Source organism: uncultured Candidatus Kuenenia sp. (genome assembly GCF_900696675.1).
GTDB classification, from domain to species: Bacteria; Planctomycetota; Brocadiia; order Brocadiales; family Brocadiaceae; genus Kuenenia; species Kuenenia stuttgartiensis_A.
In genome coordinates this window covers 1-15,181 of sequence record NZ_CAADGZ010000079.1, presented here as the reverse complement: position 1 = coordinate 15,181, position 15,181 = coordinate 1, and the positions used below count along the sequence as shown (strand labels likewise).

The window sequence follows — 15,181 nt, the reverse complement described above, 5'->3', positions numbered from 1 at the left end:
CTTCATCGAAATGGTGAATCTCCTTTCAGGTGTTTTTTGTTATCAATATACCGCCGAATACCTTGGAAATCCTACCATTTCAATCCTATTCCTGCAACAAGGCTTTGCCTTGTTTGCAGGATTTAGGTATTATCAAACCGGCCGAAAAGAATATTATCAAACCGGGTGTGGTATATTGCCTGAGGCAAAAAGGAGATACCGGCGGCAACGAAGAAGTAAACCCATTGCAGCCTTACTTCCTGGCATACATCCGCGAAGACGGGACGGTTCGTTTCAATTACACCAACGCCAAACAGATACTGGAAATCTACCGCCTGATGTGTCAGGGGCGCAAAGCGCCTTATGAGAAGCTTTGTGAATTATTCAATACAGAAACCAGGAATGGCGAGGAGATGGGTAAGTATACTGAATTGCTAAAAAAAGCCGTATATGAAATAAGTCATGTATTCAGAAAACGCAGCAATCAAAAACTCACCACTGACCGTGGTGCATTATTGATACCACAGTCGAAACAGGTGCATGATTTGGATAATTTTGAGTTAGTAACGTGGTTAGTCATAAAGTAATATGAAATTTGAATTCTTAGTTAATACCATACAGCAGACCCATACTGCCTTGCAACAATCGGCTGTAACGGCAATTAACCGCCATATTACAATCCGTAACTGGCTAATTGGTTTTTACATTGTTGAGTATGAGCAAAAAGGGGAAGACCGGGCTACCTATGGCGAAAACCTATTGCAAAATCTTTCGGAACGTTTTGATAATAAAGGATTATCTTGCCGTAACTTAAAGCTATTCAGGCAGTTTTACCAAACCTATCCGCAAATCAGGCGGTCACTGACTGCCCAATTGATGCTACCGTAAAATCGTCAGCCAGTGACTGACCAATTGCATAGTATCGATATGCAAGTCCCACCGGATAAACTCATCCCCTTATAGGGATAAACCCAAAGCTATCTGTTTCGCTGGTGGATTCTTTACTTAAAATGTTACAAAAATTGTAACATCGCAGGGTGCGTCCTACTCGCTGATTTAACCCTGACAGAGTTTTGAAACCCTGTCAGGGCTGCGGAATAGCTGAAAAAATCATGTTTTTCAAAAAACTAAACTGGTACAATATGACAAAAAGCCCGAAGGGCTGGTATGATTATAGCCAAAGAATAACCACAAACAACAACCCCAAAGGGGTGAAATGATTATAGAATAAAAAATCATGTCTGGAACATTCACACAAATATACATACAGGCAATCTTTGCCGTAAACGGCAGGTCGAATCTGCTGCAAAAACCCTGGAGAGATGAGGTGTTCAAATATATGGCTGGTATCATCAAAAATAAGGGACAAAAGTCTATAATCGTTAACGGCGTTGCCAACCATGTGCATATATTTATAGGGTTACAACCGTCCATGGCTATTTCTGATTTGGTCAGGGATGTGAAAAACAATACGACGAATTTCATAAATGATCGGAAATTGATTAGAAGTAAATTTTCATGGCAGGAAGGATACGGAGCCTTCTCCTATGCACATAGCCAGATCGAAACAGTTTACAACTATATTTTGAACCAGGAAGAACATCATAAGCGGAAGACATTTAAGGAAGAATATTCGGATTTTTTGAAAAGATTCAATGTGGAATTCCATGAAAAATATTTGTTTGATTGGTTGGAATAATAAAATAAATAATTGCTATAATAATTACACCCCTTCGGGGTTTGGTGGTTTTCTTTCATTAAATCTATAATAATTACATCCCTTCGGGATTGTAAAGATTGTAAACTGAATCAAAAAAAACGGTAACATGCTAGTTTTGTGAAAACGTCAAAACTGCAAAATACCTTTGTATCAATATATATAGCGGCAATTCATAACTCGAAGAGAAAGCGAAGCGCATGTGAAACGCATTGCCACTACAGGGAAAGGTAATCATCTCATTTGTGGAATTTTTCAAAAAACTAAAATATTATAATAAACGAAAGCCCGAAGGGGTGGCATGATTATGGCGAAAGACCTCAGGCAAAAAATAAAGGAAGCCATCCAGCAATTTGGCGCTGGCAACCTTTCCGAAAATGCATTAAACCTCTTTCAAACCCTTGGCTATATTACCGAACGCCGGGCGCCTTTGGAAAAGCCTGCCTATATTGCATTCAGAGATTCCTTCATAGATAGTCAGTCCAGGTTCAATGAAGACAAGGCATTGGTAAAAGAGTGGAAATATGTTGACCTGCTTTTCCAACTTTCTAAGGAAGAAGTGACAAGGCAATTGTCACTGTTTGATACCAAACAGGTTGACCGCACTGTCATTGAAACGTATTTGTTCTTTGCCATAGAAATGGCGGAAGAACACTACACCAGAACCGATCTTTCACACATCACCCGTGAAGTCAATCGCCTGTTTCCCATGCCTGTAATGATTTTATTCAAACACGGTTTTTCACTTACCCTTTCTGCTATTAATCGCCGTCTGCACAAACGGGACAAAAGTAAAGATGTGCTTGAAAAAGTAACCCTCATCAAAGACATCCGCATATCCCCCGCTGGCGGGAGTGATGTAGAAATCCCCCTTAAAAAAGGGGGTAAGGGGGTTGTTTCGGGCAATGGCGCGGTTACCCACCGCGCCCACATCGAAATCCTCTTCGACCTTTCATTTGATGAGCTAAAAAACAAACACAAATTCACCAATTTTGTGGAACTGCACAATGCCTGGCAAAAGGCATTAGACACCTCCGAACTCAACAAACGTTTCTTCAGGGAACTTGCCAACTGGTATTTTTGGGCCACACAAAAAGTGGTGTTTCCTGATGATGCAGGAAAGGACAAAGATGTACGCAATGCAACAAGTGTTATCCGTCTCATCACCCGTTTGATGTTTGTTTGGTTCCTGAAAGAAAAAGGATTGGTTCCTGATGCATTATTTGATGAGAAGCAGTTAAAGAAACTGCTCAAATATACTGACAATAAGAAAAGCACTTACTATAAAGCCATCCTGCAAAACCTGTTCTTTGCTACACTAAACACCGAAATGGGTAAACGCAGGTTCAGGACTAAAAATGACAGCGGACGCGATGGACATTATTTCATCCACAACGTATTCCGTTACGAGAATGAATTTGTAAAACCAAAAGAAACACTGGAGCAATACTTTTCTCCGATCCCTTTTCTCAACGGCGGTTTGTTTGAATGCCTGGATAAGGAACTGGATGATAAAGGCAAACGAAAACGCATCCGCATCGACAGCTTCAGCGACCGGGAAGATAATGCGCTGGAAGTGCCGGACGATCTGTTTTTTAACGAAAAAGGTGTGGACGTCGATTTAAGCAGGATCTACAGTTCACCCAAAAAAAGTAAAGAAAAGGTTTACGGGATTATTGACATTCTGAACAGCTATAAATTCACTGTTGCTGAAAATACACCCATAGAAGAAGAAATAGCCCTCGACCCCGAATTGCTTGGCAAGGTATTTGAAAACCTTTTAGCCAACTACAATCCTGAAACCCAAACCACTGCCCGCAAACAAACCGGTTCATTCTACACCCCGCGCGAGATTGTAAACTACATGGTGGACGAATCATTGCTGGCTTACCTCAAGCAATCTCTCTCATCTTGTCATGATGTCACATCCGGTCATTCTGACTCATTTTGTCATTCTGCGCGAAGCGAAGAATCTAACAACACCGGCAAAAATGAAGAAAGATTACGCGACCTGCTCAGTTATTCTGAAAACCCCAATCCTTTCAATACTGAGGAAGCCGGGGTTCTGGTTAAGGCGATTGATACCTGTAAGATTTTAGACCCTGCCTGCGGCTCCGGGGCTTTCCCAATGGGCATACTGCACAAGATGGTTCATATACTGCATAAACTCGATCCCAACAACGCCCGATGGAAACAACGGCAGTTAGATAAGGTAGATAAACTGATTGAAGATGCCGAAGGCATTTCAGACACCCGTGTCAGGGAAAAAGTAATTGAAGACCTGCACAACACGCGCAGAGATATTGAAGAAGCCTTTGATAACAACGAATTTGACTATGGACGCAAGCTCTACCTCATAGAGAACTGCATTTATGGTATAGATATACAGTCCATCGCCGTACAGATAGCCAAGCTGCGGTTCTTTATTTCCCTGATTGTTGATCAAAAGGTAAATCACAGGAGAGACAACTTAGGAGTACGTCCCCTGCCAAACCTGGAAACGAAATTTGTGGCTGCCAATACATTGATAGGGCTGGAAAAAGAAAAGGCGCATTTGTTTACCAACCCTGATATAGAAAAGAAAAAGGCCGAACTGAAAAAGGTGCGGCACGATTACTTTGAAGCCCGGACGCCCAGGCGTAAGGAAACCTGCCGTATAAAAGACAAACAATTGCGTAACGAACTGGCTGAATTGCTAATAGAAAACCATGACTTCCAACCTGCCACTGCCAAAAAAATAGCCGCCTGGGATCCTTACGACCAGAACAACTCAGCTACTTTCTTTGACTCGGAGTGGATGTTTGGGATTAAAGAGGGGTTTGATGTTGTGATTGGGAATCCGCCGTATGTGCAGATACAGAACTTTTCCGGAATGCAGCAACAGCAGAAGGATTGGGAAAAGCAGAAGTATGAAACATATACAAAGACAGGTGATGTGTATTGCTTGTTTTATGAACGTGGATACCGGTTGATGAAGAACGGTGGCGTGCTGACGTTTATTACGAGTAATAAATGGATGCGGGCGAATTATGGAAGGGTGATGAGGAAGTTCTTCACGGGTAATGGCGCTATTTCGCAGTTGATTGACTTTGGCGATTCTCCGATTTTTGAGAATGCAACTACCTATACAAACATTCTGGTTTGGAAGAAAGACAAACAGGAAGTAAAAACCAGGGCGTGGGATTTAAGTAAGGTGTATGCAAGCGATGCGTCTCTTGATGATTTGCTCGTGCAACAAGGGGAATACGAGCCTTTGTTCAATGAGAATTCGTTTGTGGTTGTCAAGGGTGAGCAAACTGCAATCAAGAAGCGAATTGAAGAAATTGGTGTGCCGCTGAAGGATTGGAATATCTTGATTTATCGGGGAATATTGACCGGATTAAACGAAGCGTTCATTATTGACGGTAAGAAGAAAGATGAGTTGATTGCTAAAGATCCGAAGAGTGCGGAAATTATAAAGCCGATATTACGTGGAAGGGATATTAAGAGATATAAGGCGGAGTTTGCGGATTTGTGGTTGATAAATACACATAATGGTTATACGGATAAGAATGGGTGCATATCCCGCGGGTTGATGTGAAGAAAGATTATCCGGCTATTTGGGAGTATTTGAATGGAATCAATAAGATTATGGAAGGGCAAGTTGAAAAACGCTATGACCAGGGCGACCACTGGTCAAACTTGCGCAACTGTGCATATTTTAATGAAATTGGAAAGGAAAAGATATTTTACGCCGAAATCGTTTTTGATTCGGCCTTCCACTACGACACAAATTCATTCTATCCCGAAGCAACAACCTTCATTGTCACTGGCGAACGGCTGAAATATTTAACAGCATTGCTCAACTCAAAGCTCCTTACCTACGCTTTCAGAACATTTTATGCGGGCGGTGACCTTCGCGGGAACACTTTCCGGTATAAGAAGGTTTTTATCGAACTTCTCCTCGTCCCCAAACTTTCTCCAGAATCCCAACTTCCCTTCGAAATCCTGGTTGATTTTATCCTGTTCTGCAAAGAACGCAATTTAGAGCAGGAATCAGACCTTTTCGAATCAATCATTGACGGCATGGTGTACGAACTCTACTTCCCCGACGAAATCAAAGCCGCCGACTGTGAGGTGCTGAAGCACATTGCCAAACTGCCGGAATTCAAAAACGACTGGAACGAAGAAAAGAAACTGCAAACCATAGAAAAGATTTACAAAAAACTCTCAGACCGCAAACATCCGGTAAGCGCGGCAATGGCTAAAAGTTGGGAAATACCGGAGATAAAACTCATTGAAGGGAAAGAGTAACAAAAATGTCAAAAATTAAGTGCCGTTTTATCCTGGGTTATGAAACCGATATTCTTCAAAAATGATTGTTTTGAGGACTTAATCAACAGAGTCATAAATATTTTTCTAAAATACGTTCTGTTTTTTCTTTGGGTATAGCTTCGGATGAAACTCGCTTAAGAATCTTAAAGAATTCCCGGCAAAACTCCATGCATAAACCTTTATTGTTGATAGCCCATTTGGAAAATGCCTTTCTATTTTCTCTACCCCAATACTGACTTTGTGTTTTGTACCAACTTTTATACCATTTTTTTGCTTCATTTGGTTCTTTAGGAATCTTCTCCTGTTTTATGATGGCCACCTGCTTGGAATAACCTTTGGCCTGACAATCACGCCAAAAAGTATCTGCATCAGATAGATTTTTTAAACACTCATACAACAATGTTTCAGGACGGGAGCTTCCGGGAAGAAAAATGAGACTTTTTGATTTTTTTGTACAATTCTTTACATCTCCATCTGGAATCAGGATGACTTTTTCAAGTTCCGGGACTTGCAATGACAATGACGCCAGGTTTGCCAGTGACCCCGCATCGAGACTGCCCATTTCAACGCGATGGAAGTATTGATTAAGCGTGTTTCCAACAATCGCAAAAAACATATTCTTGCCAACTTCATCTTCAAAGATTAGAGAGACTTTTTGCGGTTTCTTGGTGCGTTTTGGTTGTGCCGTAGCCTTTAAATTATTCTCTATATCTTCAAACGTGGAATAGCCACTGTCAACGACATTGTCGTCCTCTCTTTTAAGATAAATCACTTTTACTTTACTTTTAATTTTCGACCGAAAGGCATGTTTCAACAAAAACAGCGAATGTGTGGTGCCGACAATTTGAAGGTGATATTTTTCTGCCGTTTCACATAATGTCTCAAGGAGTGTCGCCTGTGCATCGGCGTGCAATGTTGAGTCAATTTCATCAATTAATATTAGCCCGCCCTGATATTTATCACTAAGCTTTGACTGAAGACTTTTGAAGGAAAGTATTGCCGTAAGAATTTGACCAAGATTGTCCTGCCCGGCGGAAAAACTTTCGCTGTTATAATCTTTGCTTGATACACCGACGAAATCTTTTTTGGGGCCTTTGTCTGCCTGTATAAATTCTGCTTTATTCGTAGCCTCTTCAAGGAGAAGTATTTGCTTGTATCTCTCAATGTACCATTCCTTGTCCCTATCATCGATTTCTGTGTGGTCCCCGATGGACATTCTTTTGACTAACGCCAGCGGCCAATGCCGGTTTAATCCAAAGTATATAACTGGATGTGGAAAATTTCCTTCACCAGCTTCGCTGCTTGCATTAGGACCTGCAACAAAGCGAATACGTTTCGTATCGGGCCTTAGCTGTGTTCTGATAAGTAGGCCGTCTTGATAAATGGGAGATTTTGAGGTTATGCAATTACCGGAGAGACGGAGACGGTATGAATACCTTTTGTCAATAGTATCATGAACCTTCGATAACCGGAAAACGTCTTCACAATCATAATTGTAAGGATTTCCCGTCAGGTCTTTAAAATCCGCCAGGTTTATTCCATGATAATTGTCGGTATACCTTGAATTGTCAGGATGACCGGCTGTCTTGCCTCGAATAACTCCAAATGAGAATGGTTGGCTAAGCATTCCCAAAATGGTAGATTTGTTTGTCCCATTTTGACCGGCTATCAATGTTACGCAGGAGCCTATAGCAAATTCGATATTATGAAACCGGCGAAAGTCTTCAATGCTGATTTTGTTAATTTTCACGCCATTGGTTGTCATAGTTACCCATTTTAAATGGTTTCCAAATACTCAGGCATCCGCAAGTTGCTGATAATTAATTCTCGTCCAACAGAAGGGGTTGCTACTGAATACCGTAGATTCTTGAGATAAGTACGCATGCCACTATAAAGCCCGGTTATTTCAGGTTGGTCATCATATGAAAGCAGCCAAGGCATCTGACATTTAATAATTTGCTTGCACAAGCGTTCGTGGTCTTTATGGCGGTAATGATTTAAATAAAGCAATTCACCTTTCTTATAGTAAGGCGGGTCGAAATAAATAAGAGTTTTTTGCCTTGCCTTTTTTAATTCCTTAATGAAGTCGAGAGCATCAAGATTAAACAAGCGTATCCGCCTCTTTTGCTCTGCAATCGCCTGGATTTTTGATATCAATATCTTTTTCTTAAACCGGGCGTCTATTTTATTCGTACTATTTTGCATTAAGCCGCCGATTGGATTTGCCCGCAAAATACCCGCCCTATTGCAACGGTTGAGAAAAAATGTGGCAAACCCAAGAGAAAACATGTCAGTATCATTTTTCCTGTATATTTCTTTTTGCTTTCTCCACTCACACACCGTGATTGGCGTATTGTTAATACGTCGAATAAATTTATTGGTGTGTTCTAAAATTGCTCTCCAGAAGGAATAAATAGCAGGATCGAAATCATTCAACCAAATTTCTTTGACATGACCTTTAAGTAGCAAGGTAATTGCGGCTCCGGCACCACCAGCAAAGGGTTCGGCATATAAGCAGCTGGATAAACCATTGTTCTGGATAATCCATGAGATCATATCTGCATAAACGGTTTTGCCACCTGGGTAACGCAAGGGGCTTGGTGTTGTTGGCATAATTAATTCCAATAAGATGATAGGAAAGTATTTTTTCCCGTAAAAATTATTAGAGCAAAAAAGAATAGAATTGCAAGATTATTTTATTCTTTCACATAAGTTCTGTAAGTTTGGTTTTGGCTAGAATTCAAGCGTAAGGGATGAAGGGGTGTATTTATTTACATCCCCCCTCAGCACAATCTCAAAATCAAGGCTCTCGCCCTCTTCAATTTCAACAATACGCCTGAAATCCTATATCCGTTCTTGAACACCCTGATTATGTATGTATCCAAGAGGAGAATGGGGTCAAAAAATCATTGCCAGAATAGAATTTAAGCGACATCATACCTAATTTTAGTTCGTAGAATCAAGTAAGGTGTTTCCGAAATTACCAGGAGTTTGTAATTTTCCAAGTTGAGCTCGCGGGAGTTTATAATCTGAATTGCCTTCTATGGGATATTTCCAACAGAGGGTAACATTTTAGTTTTTTGAAAAAGTAGGGGCGAAGCATTTGCCCGTTTGGGTATGAACGTATTTATGACAATTTATAGCAAATGCTTCATCCCTACACTGTACGGCAAACATCGCTATTATTGGGATTTTTCGAAAAACTAAGGTGTTACAACAGAGGTGAGTAAAGTTCATCTTCTATTTCAGATAAAGCCTTCTGTGTGAGCCGGTAATTATCCTGTCTAAGCCGATTTATTGGTTTCTGAATGAGGTTGTTGAGTGTTTTTTTGACTTTATCTTTTATTTTCATTCGCAATTCAACCTTTTCTACCCTTAATGCTTTAACGTCAATTTCAATTCTATATAACCGACTACTATTTTTGCCAATTACAAATGTAACGTAATTATCTTGAGGTTCTGCTTTCGTTGGTTCGTCGCCTATATATTTAAATTCAATAACAAATCGGTCCTTCTCTTTGTTATAGGAACCACGCACAGCCTCTGGTATATCGTATGATGATACCAGAAATTCAACTTTAACCTTAGAACCTTCGGTTTGTAGCCGCTTCGCGAATTCTTCAGCGTCAGGATTTACTTGAAGCCATCTTGACATGCTTTTCTCCTTTCTGATTTATACTCTTTCAAGAAGCTTACTTAAAATATCCTTATAGGCTTCTAATTTAGCGTTTTTATAAGATTTTCTAAGCCGAGAGGGTTCCGGATTTCGACTATCTATTACCAAAACGCCCCAGGGAATACCTTTTACCTCAATACAAATGCCAAATAATGAGCGACATTGTAATCCTCTCCTATTGGTTTGCATTCGGTTACATATCCATTCTTTTGTCACAAATGCTCTCTTTGCATATTCTATGATATCGGTTTCTTGTGGATTGTCTATATTCAAATCTGGCAAATCAGAAACTATTACTGTGCGATTACGTGCCCATGTTTGTCCAGCAACACCTTCGGCGTCGTCTGGGTGCTCTTTTGATGCCAGAAAGCATTGGATTTTTGTTTTAGTTCTTGAACCAGACCTCGCAACCGGCACTACCCACCCAGACCAAGGCGATCTTACTAACGCCCAACGCCATTTAAAATGTTTAAAAAGTGTTATACGGTGAAAATGTTCAGCATCTTCTTTAGTATTTTCATCTTTACTAAAAACCTCTTCTCGGTATTGATCAAGAATATGTTGTACAACCCGCCAAATGTCTGGTGAACCTATGCGATTGTTTAAAAATTGTGACAGTCCTCCAGCACAAGTAAAGAGTATAATAATCCACCATGCATTATGCTGGCAAAGGTCAAAAAAGGAAGATATAAAAGGTATGTATGGTACATTCGCTTTAAGTAAAGCACTTACAAATAAAACAATCCCTCCGGATATATATTTAACCTTTTGTAGAAAAGAATATACTTTCTCAGAGAGTTCTTGTCTTAACATTAATGCGCCTTAACATTTTCAGTTAAACATAAAACAACAAGACTATTCCGACTTTTATTTATTTATCTTTCATTCGGAATAACACTATACTCAATAGACCTACAAAAAATCAAATGTGATTTTTGACTTTAAAGTTTTTAGAATTTGTGGAAAGATTAAAAGATATGGCTGGCTTTAAGAATGTGCCAAAGCCTATATTGATGAGAAGTGAAAAAAACGGCCCGTTGTATTACTTATACTTTGCTTCACAAAAAGATGTTGCCAATAAAATCGTAAATGATATTTTGACAAATACCGATTGGAACTATAAATGTTAAATGATGCATTGAATGAGGATAAAGATACGGCAGTTGGCCTAATAATAAAAGAACCATCTGTATCGTATAAAACAAAAGAATACAGACATTCCCTTGTTTCAGAAATCCGGGCTATTCGTGGTAAGTGTGATAGTTATAGCGCTGAAAAGATAGCAGAAAGAGCACATTTACCATTGAAATGGCTTGATCAGGCTCCTTCAATGAACGGCGAAAAGGGGGCGGAAAAACTTAGACGTGAAAGAGGCGTACTTCTGTTAAAGAACCGTACAAGTCCGTTTATCGAACAATTCCAACATCCCATTGGCAGATGTGCTAAATTTTATAAATTAACAGCTTATAACAACTGTAATTTCTGGTGTGAATATTGTTATTTATACCTCACATTCCGTACCATGCCTGTATCAACTCACTTTGTGAATTATGAGAAGATGTTTCGGGAGATTGTGAGTTTTGATAGAGCAAATATACCCGATACTCTGAGAATTCTGAATCTTGGAGAACTTTGTGATCCTTTGGCGATAGAAGATATTACCAGGTTTGCTGAAGAACTTATCCCTTTTGTTGCAAAAGAAACACAAAAAACAAGACTCTTGTTTCTCACGAAAAGTGATAACGTTAATTCTTTATTGAATATAAATCATAACAATAAGACCATTGTGTCATTCAGCGTCAATACCGACATCATTCATCAACAACTTGAGCACCGGACACCTGCGCCAGAAGCGCGATTAGCTGCTGCAAAGAAGTTACAGGAACATGGTTACGAAATACGTTTAAGGATAGACCCTGTTATATGGTATTCAACCTGGAAAAGGGATTACCTTGAACTTGTTCAAAAAATATTTAGTTATGTTAAGCCTGTACGAATTACCATAGGTGAATACCGTCCTTCTAAAGGACTTGCCACACACATAGGTTCACGTTTTCCGGAGTCCTCTCTGCTGAAAGTTACATCCGGACTAATAAGTGACGGAACAAAGCTCCGCTATCCGGAGGAATACCGCATTTCCATGTTTAGTACAATAAGCAATACAATAAAAAAATATGATAGCAATATAAAAATGGCTCTATGCAAAGAAGATGTAAAAATCTGGAAAGACCTTGGTATGCCAGTAAATGGTTTATATTGTAACTGCCTCGAGTAAAATATAAAAAATATCGCAGTTTTTTCTCGAACTATTTTCAGAAAGATAGGAAGGAGGAAATAAATAATGAAAAAATTTAAGGCAAAAGCACAAGAATACCATTCAATGAAGGAATACGAAGAAAGGTTTTATCCGGAATCTTGGAGAGAGTTCAGGGTCAGGCCCTCATATTTCAATTACAGGCAAAAATGTATTTGGCATAATGCAAGTTTCAAAACCAACCTATCAATGCCCCATAACTGAAGACACAAACTGGTTCGCCATAGTTTTTGATCCCATAAAAATCTTTGAACCACCAATTTCTTTAGAAAGAATCAAGGCAAGGTTGTACTTAAAAAACATTTAAATCAGGCTGCCTTCGGCAACGACTTTTTGAATACACAATAAATGCTGGCAAAACAACCCCCCAACCCCCTTTATTAAGGGGGAATTCCTCTAGTCCCCCTTAGAAAAGGGGGATTTAGGGAGTTGTTTTAACCAAATAATTCTTAACTTAATAACATTGAGTTGCAAACCTGAACCCGCATCGGAAAGAAAATGTCGTATAATTACGTAAATAAGAATCCGGGAAAAAGGAGAATGAACAGTGGTAAAACTTCATCCGCATGCAAGAGAGCGAATGACTGAGCGTGGAGCAACAGAAGATGAGGTTGTCGCAACTGTTGAAAGAGGCGAAACTTTTCTGGCAAAATTTGGCAGGACAGGTTTCAGAAGAAACTTTCATTTTGACGGTATTTGGCGTGGGATGCAGTATGCAACAAAACAGATTGAAGCAATTGCCGTAAAAGAAAACAACGACTGGATAGTTGTTACAGTAATAACCAAATATTTTTAGGAAGGAGGGAAGAAAATGAGACTAACCTATGATCCGAGATACAACATAGCTTATATAAGGTTGCATGAGAAAACAACAGGAGTGGAGACAATAAAGGTAGGGGAAGAGATTAACATAGACATAGCTCCTGACGGTACCATATATGGGATTGAATTACTTAACGCCAACGAACAGTTGAAAAAGGAAGATGCCGGCAAGCTCTTCGTAATTAACGAAGCAACCGGAGAAAAATCTGAAGTAATCTTGTCGTGAATATGAGACAGAGGGTCAGGCATTCATTATTCAACTATTATTCAGGGAAATATAGAGACACTTCCCTTATTTTCCCAAGATCAAGCAATCAATATGGGAAGTGGCCCCTAATTATCTGATTGTGTGACTGACCCAGATGTGACTGCCTGCCTTATCAAACTTAAGATAAAGGAATGTGTAACCCTTTAAAACGAACAAGATCAATGTATATATGCGACTTCAATACTACGCTTCGCTTTAACTTTAGATTTATCGGTAATGGTTATTTCTATGTGTTGATCTAATTTTTCTAGAAAAGAAAATAATCGTTCCATAGAAAAACCCTTTAATCTCCCATTTTTTAGAGCAGATATTTTCGGTTGATTTACTCCAAGAATTTTTCCGGCTTGCTCCTGGGAAAGTCCTCTTTCCTCAATTATATCATTAATAATTGAAGCCAATCTTGCTTTAGCTAATTCTTCTTCCGGATTTTCAAAGTCTAAATCATTAAATACGTTTCCTGAACCGACGATATAATCTTCTTTCATCTTATTTTCCTTCGGCTATTTCTTTCGCTCTTTTTAATCGTTGCTTTATGACCTCGATTTCTTCTTTCGGAGTCTTTATAAACTTTTTGGATTTCTTTTTGAAAGCATGGAGCACGTAAATATTCACTCCCAGTTTATAAGTATATATTCCTCTGTAGGTATCTTTATCATAATCACTGACAATTTCCATAACACCATCGAAACCTTTTAGTGGATTCGTTCTGTGATGCTTTTTATTCATCTGTGCCTGATATAATGCATACCCAAATTCTCTTTGTACTTCTTTTGGAAATTCTTTCAAGTCTTTCAATGAAGAACCTATCCAAATAATAGATTTTAACATCTCGCTTTTCTAAGTCATATATTCGCATCAAATATCCCACATTAAGGATGATTGTGCAATACTTATTTCCCTTTTTCTTCCGCTTAACGGCTTTACTGTAATTCGCTGTTAAATTTCAGTTATACTGATGAGAACATGAGATTTACATAAAGGGTCATGGGGTCACCTTATCTATTGACAATGCTGGTCTTGAATAAATATGGGTCTGCAACTCTTTTACAAAAATCATTGCCAGACTTGAATTCAAGCGACATCATACCTAATTTTAGTTCGTAGAATCAAGTAAGGTATTTCCGAAATTACCAGGAATTTGCAATTTTCCAAGTTGAGTTCGCGGGAGCTTATAATCTGAATTGCCTTCTATGAGATATTTCCAACAGAGGGTAGCATTTTAGTTTTTTGAAAAAGTATGGGCGATGCATTTGCCCGTTTGGGTATGAACACATTTATGACAATTTATAGCAAATGCTTCGCCCCTACACTGTGCGGCAAACAGCGCTAGTATTGGAATTTTTCGAAAAACCAAAGTGTTACAACAAAGGTGAGTAAAGCTCATCTTCTATTTCAGATAAAGCCTTCTGTGTGAGCCGGTAATTATCCTGTCTAAGCCTATTTATTGGTTTCTGAATGAGGTTGTTGAGTGTTTTTTTGCCTTTATCTTTTATTTTCATTCGCAATTCAACCTTTTCTACCCTTAATGCTTTAACGCCAATTTCAATTCTATATAACCGACTACTATTTTTGCCAATTACAAATGTAACGTAATTATCTTGCGGTTCTGCTTTCGTTGGTTCGTCGCCTATATATTTAAATTCAATAACAAATCGGTACTTCTCTTTGTTATAGGAACCACGCACAGCCTCTGGTATATCGTAAGACGATATCAGAAATTCAACTTTAACCTTAGAACCTTCGGTTTGTAGCCGCTTCATGAATTCTTCACCGTCAGGTTTTACTTGAAGCCATCTTGACAACGGGGTACACCTCATTGTTAATAAAGATGAAATAAGACGAGTCACAAAAAATATGGCCATTGTCGCCGATGCTGAACGGGTAATTGTATTTGGCTCTTATGCGCGTGGTGAAGCTACAGAGCAAAGTGATGTATACTCAATCAGACTGAAACCACGGGTTTCGTAACACTTTAGTTTTTTGAAAAATTCCCGGTATAGAAAAAATACCATGTAGCCCCGTTAGGGGCGGTCTGTTTGTAGCACAATAAAATTCAATAGAGTAAATAGCTCCGTAGGAGCGGCCTGTCCA

General features: G+C 39.2%; 16 protein-coding genes. 9 read left to right on the top strand and 7 right to left on the bottom strand.

All coding sequences use genetic code 11. The annotated features are described in order from the left end of the window. The first annotated feature begins 62 nt into the window (after positions 1 to 62). The 5 genes from QZT26_RS11810 (at position 63) to QZT26_RS11790 (ending at position 5,989) form a co-directional block, all read left to right on the top strand. Positions 63 to 566, top strand: coding sequence for a hypothetical protein (locus QZT26_RS11810; RefSeq protein WP_295102352.1), 504 nt, complete (start codon positions 63 to 65; stop codon positions 564 to 566). A 1-nt stretch (position 567) separates the two neighbouring features. Beyond that, positions 568 to 867 carry a DUF1016 N-terminal domain-containing protein gene (locus QZT26_RS11805; RefSeq protein ID WP_099325250.1) on the top strand — a complete coding sequence of 100 codons (300 nt, stop codon included), beginning with the start codon at positions 568 to 570 and terminating at the stop codon, positions 865 to 867. Positions 868 to 1,216: 349 nt separating this feature from the next. Further along, positions 1,217 to 1,678: an IS200/IS605 family transposase gene (gene tnpA / locus QZT26_RS11800; protein WP_164994311.1), complete on the top strand. Its 462-nt coding sequence runs from the start codon at positions 1,217 to 1,219 to the stop codon at positions 1,676 to 1,678. A 325-nt stretch (positions 1,679 to 2,003) separates the two neighbouring features. Continuing rightward, on the top strand, positions 2,004 to 5,276 hold the full coding sequence (locus QZT26_RS11795; protein ID WP_295102349.1) for an N-6 DNA methylase: 3,273 nt from the start codon (positions 2,004 to 2,006) through the stop codon (positions 5,274 to 5,276). Then, positions 5,273 to 5,989, top strand: coding sequence for a TaqI-like C-terminal specificity domain-containing protein (locus tag QZT26_RS11790; RefSeq protein WP_295102346.1), 717 nt, complete (start codon positions 5,273 to 5,275; stop codon positions 5,987 to 5,989). The genes QZT26_RS11795 and QZT26_RS11790 overlap by 4 nt, the downstream gene beginning before the upstream one ends. A 91-nt stretch (positions 5,990 to 6,080) precedes the next feature. On the opposite strand, the gene QZT26_RS11785 is transcribed toward QZT26_RS11790, so the two are convergent. The 4 genes from QZT26_RS11785 to QZT26_RS11770 all read right to left on the bottom strand — a co-directional run bounded on the left by QZT26_RS11785 (position 6,081) and on the right by QZT26_RS11770 (position 10,499). Further along, positions 6,081 to 7,775, bottom strand: coding sequence for an AAA family ATPase (locus tag QZT26_RS11785; RefSeq protein WP_295102344.1), 1,695 nt, complete (start codon positions 7,773 to 7,775; stop codon positions 6,081 to 6,083). Between the two features lie 11 nt (positions 7,776 to 7,786). Continuing rightward, positions 7,787 to 8,623, bottom strand: a complete 837-nt coding sequence (locus tag QZT26_RS11780) for a DNA adenine methylase (protein WP_295102341.1) — start codon at positions 8,621 to 8,623, stop codon at positions 7,787 to 7,789. 598 nt (positions 8,624 to 9,221) lie between these two features. Next, on the bottom strand, positions 9,222 to 9,665 hold the full coding sequence (locus QZT26_RS11775) for a hypothetical protein (protein ID WP_295102338.1): 444 nt from the start codon (positions 9,663 to 9,665) through the stop codon (positions 9,222 to 9,224). 18 nt (positions 9,666 to 9,683) lie between these two features. Further along, positions 9,684 to 10,499, bottom strand: coding sequence for a hypothetical protein (locus tag QZT26_RS11770; RefSeq protein ID WP_295102336.1), 816 nt, complete (start codon positions 10,497 to 10,499; stop codon positions 9,684 to 9,686). A gap of 310 nt (positions 10,500 to 10,809) precedes the next feature. On the opposite strand from QZT26_RS11770, the gene QZT26_RS11765 reads away from it, so the two are divergent. The 4 genes from QZT26_RS11765 (at position 10,810) to QZT26_RS11750 (ending at position 13,048) form a co-directional block, all read left to right on the top strand. After that, a complete protein-coding gene (locus tag QZT26_RS11765; protein WP_295102333.1) occupies positions 10,810 to 11,961 on the top strand; it encodes a spore photoproduct lyase family protein in 1,152 nt (383 codons plus the stop codon). Positions 11,962 to 12,027: 66 nt separating this feature from the next. Further along, positions 12,028 to 12,204, top strand: coding sequence for a hypothetical protein (locus QZT26_RS11760; RefSeq protein ID WP_295102330.1), 177 nt, complete (start codon positions 12,028 to 12,030; stop codon positions 12,202 to 12,204). Positions 12,205 to 12,547: 343 nt separating this feature from the next. Beyond that, positions 12,548 to 12,796: a DUF4258 domain-containing protein gene (locus QZT26_RS11755; protein ID WP_230409966.1), complete on the top strand. Its 249-nt coding sequence runs from the start codon at positions 12,548 to 12,550 to the stop codon at positions 12,794 to 12,796. Positions 12,797 to 12,811: 15 nt separating this feature from the next. Further along, entirely contained in the window at positions 12,812 to 13,048 is a 237-nt protein-coding gene (locus QZT26_RS11750) for a DUF2283 domain-containing protein (protein WP_169703405.1), read from the top strand. 200 nt (positions 13,049 to 13,248) lie between these two features. Here QZT26_RS11750 and QZT26_RS11745 read toward each other — a convergent pair whose 3' ends face one another. From QZT26_RS11745 to QZT26_RS11735, 3 genes are all read right to left on the bottom strand, one after another. Further along, a complete protein-coding gene (locus QZT26_RS11745) occupies positions 13,249 to 13,575 on the bottom strand; it encodes a helix-turn-helix transcriptional regulator (RefSeq protein ID WP_099325243.1) in 327 nt (108 codons plus the stop codon). A gap of 1 nt (position 13,576) precedes the next feature. Further along, positions 13,577 to 13,918 carry a type II toxin-antitoxin system RelE/ParE family toxin gene (locus tag QZT26_RS11740; RefSeq protein WP_295102324.1) on the bottom strand — a complete coding sequence of 114 codons (342 nt, stop codon included), beginning with the start codon at positions 13,916 to 13,918 and terminating at the stop codon, positions 13,577 to 13,579. A gap of 530 nt (positions 13,919 to 14,448) precedes the next feature. Continuing rightward, positions 14,449 to 14,892, bottom strand: coding sequence for a hypothetical protein (locus tag QZT26_RS11735; RefSeq protein WP_157820518.1), 444 nt, complete (start codon positions 14,890 to 14,892; stop codon positions 14,449 to 14,451). Between the last annotated feature and the right edge of the window lie 289 nt (positions 14,893 to 15,181).

Coding starts and splice junctions, on each gene's coding strand:
- QZT26_RS11765 (WP_295102333.1), top strand. CDS start 10,810: ATGTTAAATGATGCATTGAATGAGGATAAAGATACGGCAGTTGGCCTA.
- QZT26_RS11775 (WP_295102338.1), bottom strand. CDS start 9,665: ATGTCAAGATGGCTTCAAGTAAATCCTGACGCTGAAGAATTCGCGAAG.
- QZT26_RS11805 (WP_099325250.1), top strand. CDS start 568: ATGAAATTTGAATTCTTAGTTAATACCATACAGCAGACCCATACTGCC.
- QZT26_RS11770 (WP_295102336.1), bottom strand. CDS start 10,499: ATGTTAAGACAAGAACTCTCTGAGAAAGTATATTCTTTTCTACAAAAG.
- QZT26_RS11745 (WP_099325243.1), bottom strand. CDS start 13,575: ATGAAAGAAGATTATATCGTCGGTTCAGGAAACGTATTTAATGATTTA.
- QZT26_RS11785 (WP_295102344.1), bottom strand. CDS start 7,775: ATGACAACCAATGGCGTGAAAATTAACAAAATCAGCATTGAAGACTTT.
- QZT26_RS11750 (WP_169703405.1), top strand. CDS start 12,812: ATGAGACTAACCTATGATCCGAGATACAACATAGCTTATATAAGGTTG.
- QZT26_RS11780 (WP_295102341.1), bottom strand. CDS start 8,623: ATGCCAACAACACCAAGCCCCTTGCGTTACCCAGGTGGCAAAACCGTT.
- QZT26_RS11740 (WP_295102324.1), bottom strand. CDS start 13,918: ATGTTAAAATCTATTATTTGGATAGGTTCTTCATTGAAAGACTTGAAA.
- QZT26_RS11795 (WP_295102349.1), top strand. CDS start 2,004: ATGGCGAAAGACCTCAGGCAAAAAATAAAGGAAGCCATCCAGCAATTT.
- QZT26_RS11760 (WP_295102330.1), top strand. CDS start 12,028: ATGAAAAAATTTAAGGCAAAAGCACAAGAATACCATTCAATGAAGGAA.
- tnpA (WP_164994311.1), top strand. CDS start 1,217: ATGTCTGGAACATTCACACAAATATACATACAGGCAATCTTTGCCGTA.